Source organism: Sphaerotilus uruguayifluvii, from assembly GCF_013294065.1.
GTDB classification, from domain to species: domain Bacteria; phylum Pseudomonadota; class Gammaproteobacteria; order Burkholderiales; family Burkholderiaceae_C; genus Sphaerotilus; species Sphaerotilus uruguayifluvii.
Map to the genome: position 1 here is coordinate 329633 of NZ_JABSNM010000001.1, position 20506 is coordinate 350138.

At 71.9% G+C, this 20506-nt stretch carries 17 protein-coding genes; 8 read left to right on the forward strand and 9 right to left on the reverse strand.

The window, feature by feature from the left end; translation table 11 throughout:
• Nucleotides 1–45: 45 nt before the first annotated feature.
• The gene (ffh, locus tag HNQ01_RS01460) at nucleotides 46–1440 is read right to left on the reverse strand and encodes a signal recognition particle protein (RefSeq protein ID WP_173803530.1); all 1395 of its coding nucleotides are present in this window, start codon (nucleotides 1438–1440) and stop codon (nucleotides 46–48) included.
• A gap of 56 nt (nucleotides 1441–1496) precedes the next feature.
• Between ffh and HNQ01_RS01465 the strand changes: the two genes are divergently transcribed.
• The 8 genes from HNQ01_RS01465 (at nucleotide 1497) to HNQ01_RS01500 (ending at nucleotide 12150) form a co-directional block, all read left to right on the forward strand.
• Nucleotides 1497–2312: a cytochrome C assembly family protein gene (locus HNQ01_RS01465; RefSeq protein ID WP_173803531.1), complete on the forward strand. Its 816-nt coding sequence runs from the start codon at nucleotides 1497–1499 to the stop codon at nucleotides 2310–2312.
• 24 nt (nucleotides 2313–2336) lie between these two features.
• Entirely contained in the window at nucleotides 2337–2600 is a 264-nt protein-coding gene (locus HNQ01_RS01470; RefSeq protein ID WP_173803532.1) for a PP0621 family protein, read from the forward strand.
• Nucleotides 2601–2619: 19 nt separating this feature from the next.
• Nucleotides 2620–4602: an ATP-binding protein gene (locus tag HNQ01_RS01475; protein WP_173803533.1), complete on the forward strand. Its 1983-nt coding sequence runs from the start codon at nucleotides 2620–2622 to the stop codon at nucleotides 4600–4602.
• The gene (locus HNQ01_RS01480; RefSeq protein ID WP_173803534.1) at nucleotides 4599–6101 is read left to right on the forward strand and encodes a sigma-54-dependent transcriptional regulator; all 1503 of its coding nucleotides are present in this window, start codon (nucleotides 4599–4601) and stop codon (nucleotides 6099–6101) included. Before HNQ01_RS01475 ends, HNQ01_RS01480 begins: the two co-directional genes overlap by 4 nt.
• Complete coding sequence (ampD, locus tag HNQ01_RS01485) at nucleotides 6098–6718, forward strand: 1,6-anhydro-N-acetylmuramyl-L-alanine amidase AmpD (protein ID WP_173803535.1); 621 nt, start codon at nucleotides 6098–6100, stop codon at nucleotides 6716–6718. The genes HNQ01_RS01480 and ampD overlap by 4 nt, the downstream gene beginning before the upstream one ends.
• 242 nt (nucleotides 6719–6960) lie before the next feature.
• Nucleotides 6961–9873, forward strand: coding sequence for a ribonucleoside-diphosphate reductase subunit alpha (locus HNQ01_RS01490; RefSeq protein ID WP_434801476.1), 2913 nt, complete (start codon nucleotides 6961–6963; stop codon nucleotides 9871–9873).
• A 164-nt stretch (nucleotides 9874–10037) separates the two neighbouring features.
• Nucleotides 10038–11162, forward strand: a complete 1125-nt coding sequence (locus tag HNQ01_RS01495) for a ribonucleotide-diphosphate reductase subunit beta (protein ID WP_173803693.1) — start codon at nucleotides 10038–10040, stop codon at nucleotides 11160–11162.
• 163 nt (nucleotides 11163–11325) lie between these two features.
• A complete protein-coding gene (locus HNQ01_RS01500) occupies nucleotides 11326–12150 on the forward strand; it encodes a hypothetical protein (protein WP_173803537.1) in 825 nt (274 codons plus the stop codon).
• A gap of 70 nt (nucleotides 12151–12220) precedes the next feature.
• On the opposite strand, the gene HNQ01_RS01505 is transcribed toward HNQ01_RS01500, so the two are convergent.
• The 8 genes from HNQ01_RS01505 to HNQ01_RS01535 all read right to left on the reverse strand — a co-directional run bounded on the left by HNQ01_RS01505 (nucleotide 12221) and on the right by HNQ01_RS01535 (nucleotide 20448).
• Nucleotides 12221–13177: a nucleoside hydrolase gene (locus tag HNQ01_RS01505; protein ID WP_353621617.1), complete on the reverse strand. Its 957-nt coding sequence runs from the start codon at nucleotides 13175–13177 to the stop codon at nucleotides 12221–12223.
• A complete protein-coding gene (gene rbsK / locus HNQ01_RS01510; RefSeq protein WP_173803538.1) occupies nucleotides 13174–14136 on the reverse strand; it encodes a ribokinase in 963 nt (320 codons plus the stop codon). The genes HNQ01_RS01505 and rbsK overlap by 4 nt, the downstream gene beginning before the upstream one ends.
• Nucleotides 14137–14201: 65 nt before the next feature.
• The gene (locus HNQ01_RS01515; RefSeq protein WP_353621618.1) at nucleotides 14202–15149 is read right to left on the reverse strand and encodes a carbohydrate kinase family protein; all 948 of its coding nucleotides are present in this window, start codon (nucleotides 15147–15149) and stop codon (nucleotides 14202–14204) included.
• Nucleotides 15150–15445: 296 nt separating this feature from the next.
• Complete coding sequence (locus HNQ01_RS22275; RefSeq protein ID WP_286180386.1) at nucleotides 15446–15568, reverse strand: hypothetical protein; 123 nt, start codon at nucleotides 15566–15568, stop codon at nucleotides 15446–15448.
• Between the two features lie 390 nt (nucleotides 15569–15958).
• Nucleotides 15959–17728, reverse strand: a complete 1770-nt coding sequence (locus HNQ01_RS01520) for an ABC transporter ATP-binding protein (RefSeq protein ID WP_173803539.1) — start codon at nucleotides 17726–17728, stop codon at nucleotides 15959–15961.
• A 4-nt stretch (nucleotides 17729–17732) separates the two neighbouring features.
• On the reverse strand, nucleotides 17733–18761 hold the full coding sequence (locus HNQ01_RS01525) for an ABC transporter permease (RefSeq protein WP_173803540.1): 1029 nt from the start codon (nucleotides 18759–18761) through the stop codon (nucleotides 17733–17735).
• The gene (locus HNQ01_RS01530) at nucleotides 18758–19696 is read right to left on the reverse strand and encodes an ABC transporter permease (RefSeq protein ID WP_173803541.1); all 939 of its coding nucleotides are present in this window, start codon (nucleotides 19694–19696) and stop codon (nucleotides 18758–18760) included. Before HNQ01_RS01530 ends, HNQ01_RS01525 begins: the two co-directional genes overlap by 4 nt.
• Complete coding sequence (locus HNQ01_RS01535; RefSeq protein ID WP_173803542.1) at nucleotides 19693–20448, reverse strand: class II glutamine amidotransferase; 756 nt, start codon at nucleotides 20446–20448, stop codon at nucleotides 19693–19695. The genes HNQ01_RS01530 and HNQ01_RS01535 overlap by 4 nt, the downstream gene beginning before the upstream one ends.
• Nucleotides 20449–20506: the final 58 nt, after the last annotated feature.

The following is a 20506-nucleotide window of genomic DNA, read 5'->3' on the forward strand; positions in this document are numbered from 1 at the left end:
CCCTGTCGGCGAAACACCCTGGCGGGTGTCGCGCCGATGCATCGATCAGAAGCCCATGCCGCCCATGCCCCCCATGCCGCCGCCCATGCCGGGCAGGCCCTTCTTGCCGCCGAAGCGCTTCATCATCTTCATCAGGCCGCCGCCCTTCATCTTCTTCATCATGGTCTGCATCTGCTCGAACTGGTTGAGCAGGCGGTTGACCTCCTGGACCTGCACGCCCGCGCCGGTGGCGATGCGGCGCTTGCGGCTGGCCTTGATGAGCTCGGGCTTGCGACGCTCCAGCGGCGTCATCGAGCGGATGATGCCCTCCATGCGGCGCACGTCGCGCTCGGCCTTGTCCATGTCGGCCTGGCCGGCCTTGGCGGCGATCTCGGTGGGCAGCTTGTCGATCAGGCCGGAGAGGCCGCCCATCTTCTTCATCTGGCTGATCTGCGCCAGGAAGTCGTCGAGGTCGAAGTCGCCGCCGCCCTTGACCTTCTCGGCGAGCTTCTGCGCGGCCTGGATGTCGACGCCCTTCTGCACCTCCTCGACCAGCGCGACGATGTCGCCCATGCCGAGCACGCGCCCGGCGTGGCGGTCGGCGTCGAAGACCTCCAGGCCGTCGATCTTCTCGGACACGCCGGCGAACTTGATCGGCGCGCCGGTGATCTGGCGCACCGACAGCGCCGCGCCGCCGCGGCTGTCGCCGTCGAGCTTGGTCAGCACGATGCCGGTCAGCGGCAGCGCCTCCTTGAAGGCGCGCGCGGTGTTGATCGCGTCCTGGCCCTGCATCGCGTCGACGACGAACAGCGTCTCGACCGGGTCGAGCGTGGCATGCAGGTCGCGGATCTCGGCCATCAGCGCCTCGTCGATCGCCAGGCGGCCGGCGGTGTCGACGATCAGCACGTCGAAGAAGTGCTTGCGGGCGTAGTCCAGCGCGGCCAGCGCGATGTCGCGCGGCTTCTGCTCGCCGGTGGAGGGAAACCACTCGCCGCCGGCCTGCTTCGTCACGGTCTTGAGCTGCTCGATCGCGGCGGGGCGGTAGACGTCGGCCGAGACGGTCAGCACCTTTTTCTTGCGGCGCTCGATCAGGTGCCGGGTCAGCTTGGCGGTGGTGGTGGTCTTGCCCGCGCCCTGCAGGCCGGCCATCAGGATGATCGCCGGCGGCTGCGTGGCCAGGTTCAGGTCGGCCACGCCCTCGCCCATGGTCGCGGCGAGCTCCTTCTGCACGATGCTCACCAGCACCTGGCCCGGGGTCAGCGAGGTCGCGACCTCGGCGCCGAGCGCGCGCTCCTTGACGCGGGCGATGAAGTCGCGCACCACCGGCAGCGCCACGTCGGCCTCCAGCAGGGCCATGCGCACCTCGCGCAGCATGTCCTGCACGTTCGACTCGGTGATGCGGGCCTGGCCGCGCATCGTCTTGACCATGCGTGACAGGCGTTCAGAAAGGGCGGAGGCCATCGGGTGTCCCGGGTGAGGAGGATTAGTACACTGTGCGGGTGATTCTATCGACCCCCATGTCTCCCGGCCTGTCCCCGTGGCTGGTGCCGTCGCTGGCGGCGCTGGCGGGCTATGTGCTGGCGATGCTGCCCGGTGCGCAGGGCTGGCGCCATCGGCTGCTGCCGCTGGCCTGGATCGCGCATGGCCTGGCCGGCGTGATGCATCTGTTCGGTCTCGGCGAGGGCGTGTCCGGCGTGCGCTTCGGCTTCGCGCCGGCGCTGGCGGCCACCGCCTGGATGGTGATCGGCCTGCATGCGCTGGAGAGCCGCTTCCTGCCGGTGCCGGCGGTGCGGCGCTGGCTGGCGACCGCCGGCGCGGTGACGCTGGCGCTGGCGGCGCTGTTCCCGGGCGAGGGCCTGCACGCGGGCTCGCCGTGGGCGCCGCTGCACTGGATGATGGGGCTCGCCTCCTACGGGCTGGTCGCGGCGGCGGTGCTGCATGCGGCCTGGCTGGACCGGGCCGAGCGCCTGCTGCGCGACCGCGCGCGTGCGGTGCGGCTGGAGCCGACCGGGCGGCCGGGGCTGCCGCTGCTGACGCTGGAGCGGCTGACCTACCGCTTCGTGGCCGCCGGCTTCGCGATGCTGACGCTGGCGCTGCTGCTGGGCGCCTGGTTCACGCCGGTCTGGCACTGGGACCACAAGACGGTGTTCTCGCTGCTGGGCTGGGTGGTGCTGGCCGGGCTGCTGGCCGGGCGGCGCTTCTTCGGCTGGCGCGGCCGGCGCGCGACGCGCTGGCTGTATGCCGGCGGCGTGCTGCTGCTGCTGGCCTATGTCGGCTCGCGCTTCGTGATGGAGGTGCTGCTGCACCGTCCGCTCGGCGCGGTCGGTCTGTAGCGGCCGGACGAGGGGAGCGGGCCGATGGGCAAGCTGCTGCTGATGGTGATGCTGGGGCTGGCATTCGTGTGGTGGCTGCGCGGCGGGGCGCGGCGCGATGCCGGCGGGTCGGCGCGCGCGCCGGCCGCAGGTCCGGCCGGCGCGGGCTCCGCGCTGCAGACCATGGTGCGCTGCGCGCACTGCGGCCTGCACCTGCCGCAGGCCGAGGCGCTCGAGCACGAGGGCCAGGCCTACTGCGGCCGCCTGCACCGCCTGGCCGGTCCGCGCGCGCCCTACGCCCGCCGCTGAGCGGCCGGCCGGTGTGGCGATGAGCGACAGCACGGCCCGTCCCGGCGCGAAGCGCGGCAGCCCCTGGTTCGCGACGATGGCCTTCGGCCTGGACCGCGGCTCTCCGCTCGACACCGACCTGCCGCCCGACAGCCGGCCCGACAGCACCGGCCTGCAGGCGGACGGCCCGTCCTCGCCGGGGCTGCCGCCGGTGGCGCCCTTCGTGCGCCGGAACGCATCTCGCGCCGCCGCGAGCGGGGAGGGCACCGGCGCCGACGCCGCGCAGGCCGCCGGCGAGCGCGAGCACGAGCCCCCGGAGCGGCGCCGCCGCGAGCCGCCGGCGCCCTTCCTGCGGCTGTTCCGCGCCTTCTCGATCGCGCGCACGCTGCTCGGGCTGCTGCTGCTGGGCATCCAGGTGCTGGTGGTGGTCTACCTGGGCGGGCGCTCGCAGTGGCCCTCGCTGGGCGTGTGCGCGCTGCAGGTGGCGGCGGCGCTGGCGGTGCTGGCCTGGCCGGTGCCGCCCGACGGCTACATGGCGGCCTCGGGCCGGCTGCGCGGGCGCTGGGCGATGGCCACCGTCGCGGTCGACCTGAGCGCCTTCACGCTGCTGCTGGCGCTGTCCGGGGCGTCGGTCAACGCGGTGGCGCTGTACATGCTGCCGGTGCTGATGGCCGCGACGCTGATGCCGCGCCGGCCGGCGCTCGGCGTGGCCTCGACGGCGGCGCTGCTGATGCTGGTGGCGGCCTGGTGGAGCACCAGCTCGCCGGCGGAGCTGGCCACCGCGATGATGCAGGCCGGCATCGCCGGCGGCGGCGTGCTGACCGCCGCGGCGCTGGCCGGCGAGCTGGCCGACCGCCTGGCGCGCCAGGAGCTGGCCGCGCGCAGCACGCTCGAGCTGGCCCGCCAGCAGGCGCGGCTGAACCGGCTGATGATCGAGGAGATGCAGGACGGCGTGATGGTCGCCGACCGCCGCGGCCGCATCCAGGCGGCCAATCCGGCGGCGCTGCAGCTGATCGGCGCGCGCATGGGCGCGCGCTTCGAGCCCTTCGACCTCGACCTGCTGCCGGCCTGGCAGCCGATGCGCGACGCGCTGGTGCAGGCCTTCGCCGACGGGGCCTGGCCGGAGTCCGGGCGCGAGCTGGCGCTGAAGCTGCCCGGGCCCGGCGGCGACGAGCGCCATGCGCAGGAGCGGCCGCTGCGGCTGCGCATGCGCTTCACCCGGCGCCGCGCCCGCTCCGGCGAGGCGCTGTGCGTGCTCTTTCTCGAGGACGTGCGCACGCTGCGCGCGCGCGAGCGCCAGGAGCGGCTGGCGGCGATGGGCCGGGTCTCGGCCGGCATCGCGCACGAGATCCGCAATCCGCTGGCGGCGATCGCGCAGGCCAACGCGCTGCTGGCCGAGGACCTGTCCGGCGATCCGGCGCAGCAGCGGCTGGCGCGCATCGTCGCCGATAACGTCGTGCGGCTGCAGCGCATCGTCGACGATGTCGCCGAGGTCTCGCCGGGCGCGCCGCGCGAGGCGCCGGTGATCGACCTGGGCGCGCAGGTCGCGGCGCTGTGCGCCGACTGGGCGCGCACCGCCGGCATCGCCGCCGCGCGCGACGCGGTGCTCTTCGTCGATCCGGGCGACGGGGCGCTGCCGGTGCGCTTCGACGTCGAGCACCTGCGCCGGGTGCTGGTCAACCTGCTCGACAATGCGCTGCGCCACGGCAGCGGCCAGCCGCATGCGGTCTGGGTGCGCGCCTGCGCGCGGCCGCAGGGGCTGATCGAGCTGTCGGTGGCCAGCGACGGCGAGGTGATCTCGCCCGAGGTCGAGCCGCACCTGTTCGAGCCCTTCTTCTCGACGCGCAGCCGCGGCACCGGCCTGGGGCTGTACATCTGCCGCGAGCTGTGCGGGCGCTACCGCGCCTCGATCGAGTTCCGCCCGCGCGGCCCCGGCGCGCGCCACCGCAATGTCTTCGTCGTCACGATGCCGCGGGTCGCGCTGGCGTCGGCGGCACCGTCGACGCCGCCCTCCGCATCATGAGCCCGCCTCCGTCCCCGTCTCCCGCCGCGCCGGCGGCTTCCGTCCCGCCTCGCCTGCTTGTCGTCGACGACGAGCCGGACCTGTGCACGCTCTACGAGCTCGCGCTGCTGCGCGAGGGCTGCGACGTCGAGACGGCGTCCTGCGTCGAGGAGGCCTGGGGGCTGCTGCAGGCGCGGCGCTTCGATGCCGTCATCACCGACATGCGCCTGCCCGACGGCAACGGGCTGGAGCTGCTGCGCCGGCTCGAGCAGGCCGGCCGGCCCGAGAAGACGCTGGTCATCACCGCCTACGGCTCGGCCGAGAACGCGGTGCAGGCGCTCAAGGCGGGCGCCTTCGACTATCTGACCAAGCCGGTCGACCTGCGCCAGTTCCGCAGCGTCGTCGCCTCGGCGCTCGGCCGGGTGCCGGCGCCGCCGAAGGCCGCGGCCGCCGCGGCGCCGGCCGGCGCGGCCGCGGCGGCGCTGCAGCGCCTGTCGGGCCAGTCGGCGGCGATGCGCCAGGTGCGCGAGATGATCGGCAAGGTCGCGCGCGGCATGGCACCGGTGCTGGTGCACGGCGAGTCGGGCACCGGCAAGGAGCTGGTCGCGCGTGCGGTGCACCAGGTCAGCCACCGCGCGGCCCAGCCCTTCATCGCGGTCAACTGCGGCGCGATTCCCGAGCACCTCCTCGAGGCGGAGTTCTTCGGCCATCGCAAGGGCGCCTTCACCGGCGCCAGCGAGGACCGCGAGGGCTTCTTCCAGGCCGCGGCCGGCGGCACGCTCTTCCTCGACGAGATCGGCGAGCTGCCGCTGGCGATGCAGAGCAAGCTGCTGCGCGCGATCCAGGAGCGCGCGGTGCGCCCGGTCGGCGCGGTCGGCGAGACCGCGCTCGACGTGCGCATCGTCAGCGCGACGCACCGCGACCTGGAGGCCGAGGTGCGCGCCGGGCGCTTCCGCCAGGACCTGTTCTACCGCCTGAACGTCATCCAGCTGCGCGTGCCGCCGCTGCGCGAGCGGCTCGACGACCTGCCGCTGCTGTGCGGCGCGGTGCTGGCGCGCATCGCGGCCGAGTCCGGGCTGGTCGCGCCGCCGCGGCTGACGCCGGCGGCGCTGGCGCGGCTGGCCACGCACGACTTTCCCGGCAACGTGCGCGAGCTGGAGAACCTGCTGCACCGCGCCGTCGCGCTGTCGGGCGGGGGCGTGATCGACGCGGACGATCTCGGCCTGGGCGACTGCGGCGGACCGGCCGCGGTGGCGGGGCCGCTCGCCGGCACGGCGGACGAGGCGGCCGCCGTGCCGGTGCGCGCCGGCGAGGCTCCGCTGCCCTGCGACCTGATGGCCCATCTCGACGAGGTCGAGCGCGAGGTGCTGGTGCGCGCGCTGGCGCTGCACCGCGGCAACCGCACCGCCGCCGGCGCGGCCATCGGCCTGACGCTGCGCCAGATGCGCTACCGCATGAGCCGGCTGGGCGTGCAGGCCGCCGGCGACGGTGGCGACGAGGGCGAGGAGGGCGGCGCATGAGCCCGGTCGCCGCGCGGCGCCGCCAGCCCGCACCGACGCCCGTCTCGCCCTGGCAGGACGGCTGGCACCGCGACGCGCGCCGGGTGCCGAGCCCGAACTTCGGGCTGCGCCCCCCGGGTCGGGCGGTCGAGCTGGCGCTCATCCACTCGATCAGCCTGCCGCCGGGGCGCTACGGCGGCGACGCGATCGAGCGGCTGTTCACCAACCGGCTCGATCCGGCCGCGCATCCCTATTTCGCCGGTCTGGCCGGGCTGGAGGTGTCGGCGCATTTCCTGATCCGGCGCGATGGCGAGCTGGTGCAGTTCGTGGCGGTCGACGGGCGGGCCTGGCATGCCGGGCGCTCGTCGTGGCGCGGCGTCGACAACTGCAACGACCATTCGCTCGGCATCGAGCTGGAAGGGCTGGAGGGACACCCCTTCCGTGCCGCCCAGTACCGCGCGCTGGCTCGCCTGCTGAGACAGGCCGCGCAGGCCTGGCCGATCCTCGAGGCGGTCGGCCACGAGCATGTCGCGCCCGGGCGCAAGCACGATCCGGGCGCAGGCTTCGACTGGCGCCGGCTGGCGCGCCACCTCGGCGCGCACAAGCCGCTCCTGCCGCTCCTGTCAAGAGGCACATGAACTGAGGGACACTAGCCATAGTGTTTTGCAGATCGCAGGACACTACGGCTAGTGTTATGCTCGCGTCCGTCGCGGCTGCGGGCTCTCCGCAGAATGGCCGCGCGTCCAGCACAGCAGAGCCAGAACCACCCCCCTTTCACCGTCCAGGACGGCCCGCCGCCAGCAGGTCGACCGGGGCGGCGCATTGCCGGCGACGACCGCCTGACGTCCTCAGGGAACGAACCCAGGAAGACTCCATGTCCATGCAGACAACCGACTTCAGCTCCATCGATCCGTCCTCGACTGCCGCGACCGCGCCGTCGCCCTCCGCCTACGCCGGCTACCAGATCATCCGCCGCAACGGCGCGGTGGTCGCGTTCGAGCCGCACAAGATCGCGGTGGCGCTGATGAAGGCCTTCCTGGCGGTGCGCGGCGCGCAGGGCGCGGCCTCGGCCAGCGTGCGCGAGACGGTCGACGTGCTGACCGAGTCGGTGGTGCGTGCGCTGCTGCGCTCGCGCCCGAGCGGCGGCACCTTCCACATCGAGGACGTGCAGGACCAGGTCGAGCTGGGCCTGATGCGCGGCAGCCACCATGACGTGGCGCGCGCCTACGTGCTGTACCGGGAGCGCCGCTCGCAGGAGCGCCTGAGCCAGGGCCGCGCGCCGGCGCAGGCCCCGGCCGATGTGGTCGTGCAGGACCACGGCCAGCGCAAGCCGCTGGACAAGGGCGGCCTGCAGGCGCTGGTCGAGTCGGCCTGCGCCGGCCTGGGCGAGGAAGTCACCGCCGCGCCGGTGCTGGCCGAGACGCGCCGCAACCTGTATGACGGCGTGCCGGTCGAGGAGGTCTACAAGGCCGCGATCCTGGCCGCGCGCACGCTGATCGAGAAGGACCCAGGCTATACCCGCGTCACCGCCCGCCTGCTGATGCACACCATCCGCCGCGAGGTGCTGGGCGACGACGTGACCCAGGCCGAGATGAGCGTGCGCTATCCGCTGTACTTCCCCGAGTTCGTGCGCCGCGGCGTCGAGGCCGAGCTGCTCGACGAGCGCCTGCTGCAGTTCGACCTGCAGCGCCTGGGCGCCGCGCTGCGTCCCGAGCGCGACATGAACTTCGACTACCTCGGCCTGCAGACGCTGTACGACCGCTACTTCCTGCATGTGCGCAAGACCCGCATCGAGCTGCCGCAGGCCTTCTTCATGCGCGTGGCCATGGGCCTGGCGCTGAACGAGGTCGACCGCGAGGCCCGCGCGATCGAGTTCTACGAGGTGCTCTCCAGCTTCGACTTCATGTCGTCGACGCCGACGCTGTTCAACGCCGGCACTCGCCGCTCGCAGCTCTCGAGCTGCTACCTGACGACCGTGCCCGACGACCTGGACGGCATCTACGAGGCGATCAAGGACAACGCGCTGCTGTCGAAGTTCGCCGGCGGCCTGGGCAACGACTGGACGCCGGTGCGCGCCCTGGGTTCGCACATCAAGGGCACCAACGGCGAGTCGCAGGGCGTCGTGCCCTTCCTGAAGGTGGTCAACGACACGGCCGTCGCGGTCAACCAGGGCGGCAAGCGCAAGGGCGCGGTCTGCGCGTACCTCGAGACCTGGCACCTCGACATCGAGGAGTTCCTGGAGCTGCGCAAGAACACCGGCGACGACCGCCGCCGCACCCACGACATGAACACCGCGAACTGGATTCCGGACCTGTTCATGAAGCGCGTGATGGAGGGCGGCGAGTGGACGCTGTTCAGCCCGTCGACCTGCCCGGACCTGCATGACCTGTTCGGCACCGCTTTCGAGCGCGCCTACACGGCCTACGAGGAGAAGACCCGCGCCGGCGAGATCAAGCTCTTCAAGCGGGTGCGCGCGGTCGACCTGTGGCGCAAGATGCTGACGATGCTGTTCGAGACGGGCCATCCGTGGATCACGTTCAAGGACGCCTGCAACCTGCGCTCGCCGCAGCAGCATGTCGGCGTGGTGCATTCGAGCAACCTCTGCACCGAGATCACGCTGAACACCAACGCCCAGGAGATCGCGGTCTGCAACCTCGGCTCGGTCAACCTGGCGCACCACCTGACGACCGGCGCGGACGGCGCCAAGGTGCTCGACCAGGCCAAGCTGAAGAAGACGGTGTCGGTGGCGATGCGCATGCTCGACAACGTCATCGACATCAACTACTACGCCGTCGCCAAGGCCCGCAACTCGAACCTGAAGCACCGCCCGGTCGGCCTGGGCCTGATGGGCTTCCAGGACGCGCTCTACCAGCTGCGCGTGCCCTACGCCTCGCAGGCGGCGGTCGAGTTCGCCGACCGCTCGATGGAGGCGATCTGCTACCACGCCTACTGGGCCTCGACCGAGCTGGCCGCCGAGCGTGGCCGCTACGCGAGCTACGACGGCTCGCTGTGGTCGAAGGGCATCCTGCCGCTGGACTCGCTCAAGCTGCTGGCCGAGGCCCGCGGCGGCTACGTCGAGGCCGACACCTCGTCGACCCTGGACTGGGAGGCGCTGCGCCTGCGCATCCGCGACAACGGCATGCGCAACTCCAACTGCGTGGCCATCGCCCCGACCGCGACCATCTCGAACATCATCGGCGTGGACGCCTCGATCGAGCCGTGCTTCGGCAACCTCTCGGTCAAGTCGAACCTGTCGGGCGAGTTCACCGTGGTCAACGAGTACCTGGTGCGCGACCTGAAGAAGCTCGGCCTGTGGGATGACATCATGGTCATGGACCTGAAGCATTTCGACGGCTCGCTGCGCCGCATCGACCGCGTGCCCGAGGAGCTCAAGCAGCTCTACGCGACCGCCTTCGAGGTCGAGCCGCGCTGGCTGGTCGAGGCCGCCTCGCGTCGCCAGAAGTGGATCGACCAGGCGCAGAGCCTGAACATCTACATGGCCGGCGCCTCGGGCAAGAAGCTCGACGAGACCTACAAGCTCGCCTGGATCCGCGGCCTGAAGACCACCTACTACCTGCGCACGATGGGCGCCACGCACGCCGAGAAGTCGACCGGCCGCGCCGGCCAGCTCAACGCGGTCAGCGCCGGCGGCAGCAGCACCGGCCAGAGCGCGATGGAGAAGGCCGCTGCCGCTGCGCAGGCGCAGATGGCCGCGGCAGCCGGCGCCTCGACGCCGGCCACCGACGTCAAGTTCTGCGCCATCGACGACCCCGGCTGCGAAGCCTGCCAGTGACCAGCGGCGGCCCCGGCCGCCGTCGCAATGAAAGAAACCCGCCGCGGGGCGTGACCCCGTGGTGAAACCGGCCCGCGCATCCGCCATTTCCCCGAAGAAATGCTTGGTGTTTGCGGGCAAGGTTCCGATAATTCACCCCCACTAGGAAGTCAGACATGTCAGACATGCTGGTCTGGGAAGACACTCCGCTCTCCTCCACGCCCACCCCCTCGACCCCCGCCCAGTCGTCCCTCGATCGCGATGGATCGGCGGCCGCCGAGGGCGTGAGCCAGCGTCGCGTCAACATCGCCGACAAGCGCATCATCAACGGGCAGACCGACGTCAATCAGCTCGTTCCGTTCAAGTACAAGTGGGCCTGGGACAAGTACCTGGCCACCTGCGCCAACCACTGGATGCCGCAGGAAGTGAACATGAGCCGCGACATCGCGCTCTGGAAGGATCCGAACGGCCTGAGCGACGACGAGCGCCGCATCATCAAGCGCAACCTCGGCTTCTTCGTGACCGCCGACTCGCTGGCGGCCAACAACATCGTGCTGGGCACCTACCGCCACATCACCGCCCCGGAGTGCCGCCAGTTCCTGCTGCGCCAGGCCTTCGAGGAGGCGATCCACACGCACGCCTACCAGTACATCGTCGAGTCGCTGGGCCTGGACGAGAGCGAGATCTTCAACGCCTACCACGAGGTGGCCTCGATCCGCGACAAGGACGAGTTCCTGATCCCGTTCATCGACGCGATCATGGATCCGAACTTCGTCACCGGCACGCCCGAGGCGGACCAGACGCTGCTGAAGTCGCTGATCGTCTTCGCCTGCCTGATGGAAGGCCTGTTCTTCTACGTCGGCTTCACGCAGATCCTCGCTTTAGGCCGCCAGAACAAGATGACCGGGGCTGCCGAGCAGTACCAGTACATCCTGCGCGACGAGTCGATGCACTGCAACTTCGGCATCGACCTGATCAACGCGATCAAGCTCGAGAACCCGCATCTGTGGACGCCGGAGTTCAAGGACGAGATCAAGGCGCTGTTCCTGAAGGCCGTCGACCTGGAATACCGCTACGCCGAGGACACCATGCCGCGTGGCGTGCTGGGCCTGAACGCGTCGATGTTCAAGGGCTACCTGCGCTTCATCGCCAACCGCCGCGCGACCCAGATCGGTCTCGACGAGCTCTTCCCGAACGAGGAGAACCCCTTCCCGTGGATGAGCGAGATGATCGACCTGAAGAAGGAGCGCAACTTCTTCGAGACCCGCGTGATCGAGTATCAGTCGGGCGGCGCCCTGTCCTGGGACTGAAGCCTGCCGTGCCGCTGCCGCCCTTCGTCCGCCTCTCGATTCCCTCCCGTTCACGGATCCCGCGCGCCTGTGCTGCACAGCCGCACGGACCGATGATCACCCCCGGTCCTCTTTCCCGCGGCCGGTCGGGTGCGCAATGTCAATCTCATCTAGGAGAACTGTGATGGCAACGAAGAAGACGGCTGCGGCCCCGAAGGCTGTCGCGGCAACCCCGGCCGCAGCCCCGGCCGAGAAGCCCGCCCGCAAGACCACGAAGAAGGCCGCCGCCCCGGCCGTCGTCGAGACGGTCGCTGCAGCCCCTGCCCCGGCGCCCGCGCCGGCTCCGGTGGCCGAGACCGCCAAGCCGGTGAAGAAGGCTGCCGCGAAGAAGGCGGCGCCGAAGAAGGCCGCGGCTCCGGCCGTCGCCGCCGAGCCGGCACCGGCACCGGCACCGGCCCCCGCTCCGGTGGTCGAGGAAGCCAAGCCGGCGGCCAAGAAGGCTGCCGCGAAGAAGGCGGCGCCGAAGAAGGCCGCGGCTCCGGCCGTCGCCGCCGAGCCGGCACCGGCTCCGGCCCCCGCTCCGGTCGTCGAGGAAGCCAAGCCGGCGGCCAAGAAGGCTGCCGCGAAGAAGGCGGCGCCGAAGAAGGCTGCGGCCCCGGCCGTCGCCGCCGAGCCGGCACCGGCCCCCGCTCCGGTGGTCGAGGAGGCCAAGCCGGCGGCCAAGAAGGCTGCCGCGAAGAAGGCGGCGCCGAAGAAGGCTGCGGCTCCGGCCGTCGCCGCCGAGCCGGCACCGGCACCGGCCCCCGCTCCGGTGGTCGAGGAAGCCAAGCCGGCGGCCAAGAAGGCTGCGCCGAAGAAGGCGGCCGCTCCGAAGCCCGCGCTGAAGAAGGCCGAGCCGGCGAAGAAGGCCGCGAAGAAGAGCGCGACCGCCGCCGCACCGTCGACGACCGCCAAGACGACGCTGAACCCGAAGGCCGCCTGGCCCTTCCCGACCGGCGAGAAGCCGTGATCGCGGCCTGACCGGGAGCCTCGGCTTCCGGCCTGACGAAGCCCGGCCCCGGCCGGGCTTTTTTCATGCCTCAGCCGGGAAAGAGCCGGCGGAAGTCGGCCAGCACCCGCGCGACGTCGACGCCGGTGCAGACCTGCTGCTCGGGGCGGCCGTCCCAGTCGGTGGCGGGGAAGCGGCTGCCGCGCACCGACTGGATGGTCTGGCCGGCCGCCAGCCCCTCGGTCACGACACGCACCGCGCCCGGCCGGCGGGTGAAGGCCGAGGCATCGAGCGCGAAGGCCACCGCGGTGGCGTCATGGCAGCAGATGCCGCCGCCGGTGCGGAATTCGTAGAAGGCCTCGTAGAAGCGGGTGATGTCGCGCAGGAAGGCGCCGTGCGGGCCGCCGCGCGCGCCCAGCTCGTCGAGGTAGCCGGTCGTCATCACCACCTCGTGCGTCACGTCCAGGCCGACGAAGGTCACCGGCCACGGCGCGGTGGCGACGAGGTCGGCCGCATGCGGGTCGTTGAAGATGTTGGCCTCGGCCACCGGCGACATGTTGCCGCCGTGGCCGTGCGTGCCGAAGGCACCGCCCATCAGCACCACCTCGCGCACATGGCGGGGCAGCTCCGGGTCGAGCTGCAGTGCCAGCGCCAGATTGGTCAGCGGCCCGACCGGCACCAGCACCAGTTCGCCCGAATGCCGGCGTGCCATCTCGACGATGAACTGCGCGGCCGGGCGCGGATCGAGCGCGCCGCCGGGCTCGGGCAGCTCGACGTTGCCCAGGCCGTTGGCGCCATGCACGAAGTCGGCGAAGTCGCCGGCCGGCTTCACCAGCGGCCGCGCCGCGCCGCGCGCCACCGGCACCTCCGGAATGCCGAAGCGCTCGCGCAGCGCCAGCGCGTTGCGGGTGGTCAGCTCGATCGGCACGTTGCCGAAGACGGTGGTGATGCCGACCAGCTCGGCGCGCGGATCGAGCGCCAGCATCGCCAGCGCCATCGCGTCGTCGATGCCCGGATCGGTGTCGAAGAGGATGCGGGTGCGGTTCACGGGGTGTCTCCCTGAAGGTGCAGGTCGGCGACGAGGCGATCGACCTCGGCGGCCGTCGGCATCGCCGACTGGGTGCCGAGCCGGGTGACGGCCAGCGCGGCGGCGGCCTGGGCGCGGGTCAGCGCCTCGCGCAGCGGCCGGCCGGCGGCCAGCGCGGCCGCCAGCGCGCCGACCACCGTGTCGCCGGCGCCGGTGGTGTCCGCCGCCTGCACCCGCGGCGCCGGCAGCGCCAGCGTGCCTTCGGGGCCGGCCAGCACCAGACCCTCGGCGCCGAGCGTCACCAGCACCTGGCGCGGGCCGCGCCGGCGCAGCTGCTCGGCCACCGCGCGCGCCTCGGTCGGGCCGGGAACGGGCGTGCCGGCCAGCGCCGCCGCCTCGATCTCGTTGACCACCAGCCAGTCGAGCTGGCCGAGCAGCGCATCGTCCAGCGGCTGCACCGGCGCGGCGTTGAGCACCGTGACTGCACCCGCCTCGCGCGCGATCGCCAGCGCCTCGGTCACCGCGTCGAGCGGGCATTCGAGCTGCGCGACCACCACGCGGGCCTGGCGCAGCCGCGCGGCCTGCGCGCGCACGCGCTCGGGCGTCAGCGCATGGTTGGCGCCGGGAATGACGACGATGCTGTTCTCGCCGTCGGGCATCAGCAGGATGGCGGCGGTGCCGCTGGGCGTGCCTGCGATGCGCTCGACCGCATGGGTGTCGATGCCGTCGGCCTGCAGCGCCGCGAGCAGCGCCGCGCCGTGGGCGTCCTGCCCGACCGCGCCGAGCATCGCCACCCGGGCGCCCTGGCGTGCGGCGGCCACCGCCTGGTTGGCGCCCTTGCCGCCGCCGTCGGTGTCGAAGCCGCTGCCGGTCAGCGTCTCGCCCGGGGCGGGCAGGCGCGGCGTGCGGATGCGCAGGTCCATGTTCAGGCTGCCGACCACCAGCACGTCGGCGGCGGTCGCGGCGAAAGGCTCACTCATCGGCGTCTCCTGGATCGCGGGATCAGGGCGCCGGGCTGCCGCGGTCAGCGCGGCAGCGGCCGACCTCAGAACGGCCAGGCGCCGTAATGCTGCTCGAACTGCGCGCGGATCTCCTCGCGCGTCGGACGGTGATTCTGACAGCCCTGCACCGCGATCTTGATCGAGCCCAGCACGCTGCCCAGGCGCGCGCCGTCGAGCAGCGGGCGGCCGGTGGCCATCGCCAGCAGCAGGCCGGCGCGGTAGGCGTCGCCGCAGCCGGTCGGGTCCTTGACGGCGGCGGCCGGCACCGGCGCGATGGCCTGCTCGGCGCCGCCCTGCCAGACCACCGAGCCCTCGGCGCCGCGGGTGACGATCAGCGTGTCGACCCGCGCGGCCAGCTCGGCCAGCGTCAGGCCGGTCTTGTCGCAGATCAGCTCGGCCTCGTAGTCGTTGCAGACCAGCACCGGCGCGCGGTCGATCATCTCCAGCAGCTGCTCGCCGCTGAACAGCACGATGTTCTGGCCGGGATCGAGGATGAAGGGCAGGCCGGCCTCGGCCATCTCGCGGCTGTGCTGCTGCATCGCGTCGGGCGCGTCCGGGCCGACCAGGCCGACCGCGACCTCGCCGGCCTCGGCCAGCGCGATCTCGGCCGAGCGACCCATCGCGCCGGGGTGGAAGCCGGCGAGCTGGTTGTTCGACAGGTCGGTGACGATGAAGCACTGCGCGGTGTAGCTGTCGGCGGCGACGCGGATCGCGCGCTGGTCGATGCCGCAGCGCTGGTAGTGCTCGCGGTAGGGGCCGAAGTCGTCGCCGACCATGCCCATCGGCACCGCCTCGCCGCCGAGCAGCGCGTAGTTGTAGGCGATGTTGCCGGCGCAGCCGCCGTACTCGCGGCGCATGCGCGGCGACAGGAAGGACAGGTTGATCTTGTGGATCTGGTCCGGAAGGATGTGGTCGGTGAACTGGCCCTCGAACACCATGATGGTGTCGTAGGCGATCGAGGCGGCGATGGCGGCGCGGGTGCTCATGCTCATGGGTCGCGGTCAGCGGCAGGGGAGGGAGGGCCGGCGCGGCGCGGGCCGGGCGCGGAAGTGGCCGCGAGAATACCGCAGCCCCTGTGGAGCGGTCGGCGGAAACGGGAGGCCAGGGCCGGGGAGATCAGGCGCGAGGTCGGCGCAGGCCGTCGGCGGCGGAGCGGCGCGCAAAAAAAGAAGGGAGGCGGGACGGGGTGACCGGGTGCTCGCTCTCTCTGGCCCGGAACGCCCGCCTCCCTGGGACTGAGCCCAGTCCCCAAGGCTTCTCTGAGGAGGAGTTGCTCGGACGCGGGCCTTCAGCGAGCCGGCTGCACGGCCGGTTCGGCCGGCGATTCGGTGCCCTCATCGGCACCGGCGTATGCGCTGAAGGCGAAAATCAGGGCGGCGGCGGTCAGCCATTCGGACCAGCGGAACTTCATGGTGGGTCTCCCGTCGTTGCCAATCGACAGGTCTAGCGTACGCGTCTCGGGCCGACATGGCTGCGTCATCTTGCAACCGCCGTGACCCCTCGCGCAGAAGTTCACGCATTCTTTCCGAAGAGGGCGGAACCGACCGGGCAGTGCGGTCGGATGCCGGGGGGCTCAGCGCGACTGCGCCAGCAGCGGCAGGTCGTCGGTGGTCGAGACGGCGGCTCCGGCGCTCAATGCCAGGGCCAGGGCGGCGGCGGCCAGCCAGTCGGTCCAGCGGGGCTTCATGGGAGGGAACTTCCTTGCGGGTTGATGCCTGTCGATGTTCGCAAGGCTGGCCCGGGGCGCATCGGGCGATGAACGCAGCCATCCCGACCCAGAAAATCCGATGTGTTCCGCGGTTCAGTTCGTGCGTCCTGCCAGGCCGCGTGGCACCGCCGCCAGCAGCCGCCGCGTGTAGTCCTGGCGCGGTGCGGCCAGCAGCGCGCGGGTCTCGCCCTGCTCGACGACGCGGCCGTCCTTCATCACCAGCAGCTCGTCGGCCATGAAGCGCACGACGGCCAGATCGTGGCTGATGAAGACATAGGCCAGGCCCAGCTCGTCCTGCAGGTCCTTCAGCAGGTTGAGCACCTGGGCCTGCACCGAGACGTCCAGCGCCGAGACCGCCTCGTCGAGCACCAGCACCTCGGGCGAGAGCGTCAGCGCGCGCGCGATGGCGATGCGCTGGCGCTGGCCGCCGGAGAACTCGTGCGGGTACTTGCCGAACGCCGTGGCGTCCAGCCCGACGCGCTCGAGCAGCGCCAGCGCCCTGCGCTTGCGCTCGCGGTCGTCGGCGCCGAGGGCGTGGATCTGCATCGGCTCCAGCAGCGTCTGGCCGATGGTGAAGCGCGGGTTCAGCGACGCGTACGGGTTCTGGAACACGATCTGGATGCGCCGGCGCAGCGCCTGTCGCGCCGGGCCCTGGTGCGCGAACAGGTCCTCGCCGTCGAACAGCACCTGCCCGGCGCTGGCCTCGTGCAGCCGCAGCAGCGTCAGGCCCATCGTCGTCTTGCCCGAGCCCGATTCGCCGACCACGCCCAGCGTGCGCCCGCGCCGCAGCCGGAAGTTCACGTCCTGCACCGCCTTGAACTCGCGCCGGCGCCACAGGCCCTCGCGGAAGAAGAAGGACTTGCCCAGGCCGCACGCCTCGATCAGCACCGGCGCGTCGTCGGCCGATTCGGGGCGGGGGCGGCGGGCCGGGGCGGGCGCGCGGCCGGCGAGGTGGTCGTCGATGACCGCCAGCCGGGGGGTGTCGCTGTCGAGCGTCGGCCGGCAGGCCAGCAGCGCGCGGGTGTAGGCGTCCTGCGGCGCGGTGAAGATCGCCTCGACCGGGCCCTGCTCGCGCACCTGGCCGTGGCGCATCACCACCACCCGGTCGGCGATCTCGCCGACCACGCCGAGGTCGTGGCTGATGAACAGCAGGCTCATGCGCCGCTCGCGCTGCACCCGCTCGAGCAGCTCCAGGATCTGGCGCTGGATGGTGACGTCGAGCGCGGTGGTCGGCTCGTCGGCGATCAGCAGGCGCGGCTCGCAGGCCAGCGCCATGGCGATCATCACCCGCTGCTGCTGCCCGCCCGAGAGCTCGTGCGGATAGGCCGACAGCCGCCGGCGCGGCTCGGGCAGGCCGACCTCGGCGAGCAGTTCCTCGGCCCGCGCCAGCGCGGCGCGCCGGCTCAGGCCCAGGTGCAGCCGCAGCGGCTCGGCGATCTGCGCGCCCACGGTGAAGACCGGGTTCAGCGAGCCCATCGGGTCCTGGAACACGCAGGCGATCTGGCGCCCGCGCAGGCGCCGCAGCTCGGCCGGCGTCGCGCCGAGCAGGTCGCGGCCGTCCCAGAGGATGCGCCCGCTGCGCTCGGCGTTGTCGGGCAGCAGGTTCAGGATCGACATCGCCGTCACGCTCTTGCCCGAGCCGGACTCGCCGACCAGCGCGACGGTGGTCTCGGCCGGGATGTCGAGGTGCAGGCCGCTGCCGGGCGCCTCGCCACCGACCGCGCGGCCCCAGCGCGGCGCGCTGCCCGGCCCCGCCTCGCGGCCGAGGCGAAAGCGCACCCGCAGGTCCTCGATGCGCAGCAGTGGTGCATCCGGGCGCGCCAGACTGGCGGGCAGGGCGAGGTTCGGGATCGGCAGGTCCATCGCGTCAGCCCTCCAGCCCGCGCAGCTTCGGATCGAGCGCGTCGCGCAGCGCGTCGGTCATCAGCGAGAAGGCGGTGACGAACACCGCCATGAAGGTGGTGGCGGTGGCGATCTGCCACCAGTAGCCCAGGATCAGCTCGCTCTGCGCCTCGGCCAGCATCGTGCCCCAGCTCACCTGGTCGACGCTCACGCCCAGGCCCAGGTAGGACAGGATGACCTCGTACTTGATGAAGCCCACGACATGGATCGAGAGCTGCACCAGCACCACATGGCTGACGTTGGGCAGGATGTGGCGGAACATGCGTTGCGTGCGGCTGGCGCCGATGGCCTCGGCGGCGCGCACATAGTCGCGCGCGGCGTGCTTCATGAACTCGGCGCGCACCAGCCGGTAGATGCCGGTCCAGCCGGTCAGACCGAGGATCAGCACCACGCTGGTCACACCCCGCCCGGCCACCGCCGCGAAGGCGAAGATCAGCAGGATGCCGGGAATCGAGGTGAAGACGTTGTAGACCCACTCCAGCAGGTCGCCGACGCGCCCGCCGAGGAAGCCCGCCAGGGCGCCCAGCACCGTGCCGATCGCCGCGGCCACCACCGCCGCCAGCACGCCGACCAGGATGGAGATCTGCGAGCCCTTGATCGCCTTGTCGAGCACGCTGCGGCCGAGCCGGTCGCCGCCCAGCGGCAGCGTCTCGGCCGGTGTCGTCGTCTCGACCGACTGGCGCACGGTGGCCTCGTCCCATTCGCGGTAGCGCGGGGCGAGCGGGTCGACGCTGGAGAGGTCGAGCAGCGGCGCGCTGGCCGAAGGCGCCGGCAGCCCCGGCATCGGCAGCGCGGGCGCAGCGGGGCCCAGCAGCGTGGGCGGCGCGTAGGACACGCCGCGTTCCTGCTGCCAGTGCGCGCCGGCCAGGCCGGTGACGGCCGCCAGCACCAGGAGCGCATACAGCGCCACGACGACGATCGCCGTCATGCCGACGCGGTCGCCGCGCAGCCGCCGCGCCGCCAGCGCCCAGACGCCTTCGGAGGGAGCGCTCATTTCAGCGTCACCCGCGGATCGACCGCCTTGTAGAGCAGGTCGGTGAGCAGATTGATCAGCATCGTGATGACCGCCAGATAGATCGTCACCGCCTGGATGACGGGGTAGTCGCTGCGGTTGACCGCCAGCATCACCTCGCGGCCGATGCCGGGGATGGAGAAGAAGACCTCGATCAGGAAGGAGCCGACGAAGATGCCGGGCAGCTGCATCGACACATTGGTCAGGATCGGGATCAGCGCGTTGCGCAGCACATGGCGCATCAGCACCGCACGCTCGCCCAGGCCCTTGGCGCGCGCGGTGCGCACATAGTCCTGGCCGATCTCGTCGAGGAAGAAGCTGCGGTACAGGCGCATCTGCGGCGACAGGCCCACCATCACCGCCAGCAGCACCGGCAGCGGCGCGTAGGTCGTCAGGTTGGTCCAGACGCTGCCCGTCCAGCCCTGCACCGGGAACCAGCCGAGCTGGAAGGCGAACAGCCACTGGCCGACGATCACATAGACCAGGAAGCTGATCGACAGCGCCACGGTGGTGACCACCATGATCGCCCGATCGGTCAGCGAGCCGCGCACGGCGGCCACCGCCAGCGCGAACGGAATCGCCAGCAGCGCGTCGAGCACCAGGATCGGCGTCATCACCGTCAGCGTCGCCGGCAGCCGGGTGGCGAAGAGCTGCGCGACCGGCTCGTTGGTGGCCCAGCTCTTGCCCCAGTCGAAGTGCAGGATCTGGCCGACGAAGATCGCCAGCTGCTCCCAGACCGGACGGTTCAGGCCGAGCTGATCGCGGATCTGCTCGACCTGCTCGGGCGAGGCGTTCAGGCCGGCGAGGATCTCGGCCGGATCGCCGCCGAAGCCCTTGAACAGGAAGAACACGCCGAGCACGACGCCTGCGAGCGTCGGCACCATCTGCCAGAGGCGGCGCAGCAGGTAGGCCATCATCCGAGTCGGTCTCCATCGACGAACACCGCCAGCTCGCCCGGCGCGAGTGCCACCCAGGCCTCGTTGGTGGTCAGCGGCTCGGTCACCACGACGGCGACGCGGTCCTGCGGCGTGGTGTGCTCGGCGAAGTCGACCGTCAGGTCGGCGTCCTGCAGCTGCGCGTCCGCGAAGGGGTGGCGGCGCAGCACGTAGTGCAGCTTGGTGGTGCAGTGCGCCCACAGCGCCTCGCCCTGGCTGAGCAGGAAGTTGAAGGTGCCGTGGCGGGCGATCTGCGGGGCCAGCTCGGCCAGCGTCTGCGTCAGGTCAGGGATGCTGGGCATGCGCGCGTGGTTCTTCGCCAGCTCCTGCATCAGCCAGCAGAAGGCGCGCTCGCTGTCGGTGTCGCCGACCGGGTGGAAGCTGGCGTGCAGCTTGGGGCGGTAGTCGACCAGATTGCCGTTGTGGGCGAAGACCCAGTAGCGGCCCCAGAGCTCGCGCACGAAGGGGTGGGTGTTCTCCAGCGCGACCCGGCCCTGGGTGGCCTTGCGGATGTGGGTGACGATGTGGCGGCTGCGGATCGGGTAGTGGCGGATCATCGCCGCCACCGGCGACTCGGCCGCGCTCTGGTGGTCGACGAACAGGCGCAGGCCCGCGCCCTCGAAGAAGGCGATGCCGAAGCCGTCCCGGTGCTCGACGGCCCGATGGGCGAAGCCGGTGAAGCTGAAGACCAGATCGGTCGGGGTGTTCGCGTTGAGGCCGAGCAGCTGACACATGGCTCGAGACACTAACATGCCGGACATGATTTTCAGTGCCGGGGGAGCCTGGGGATGA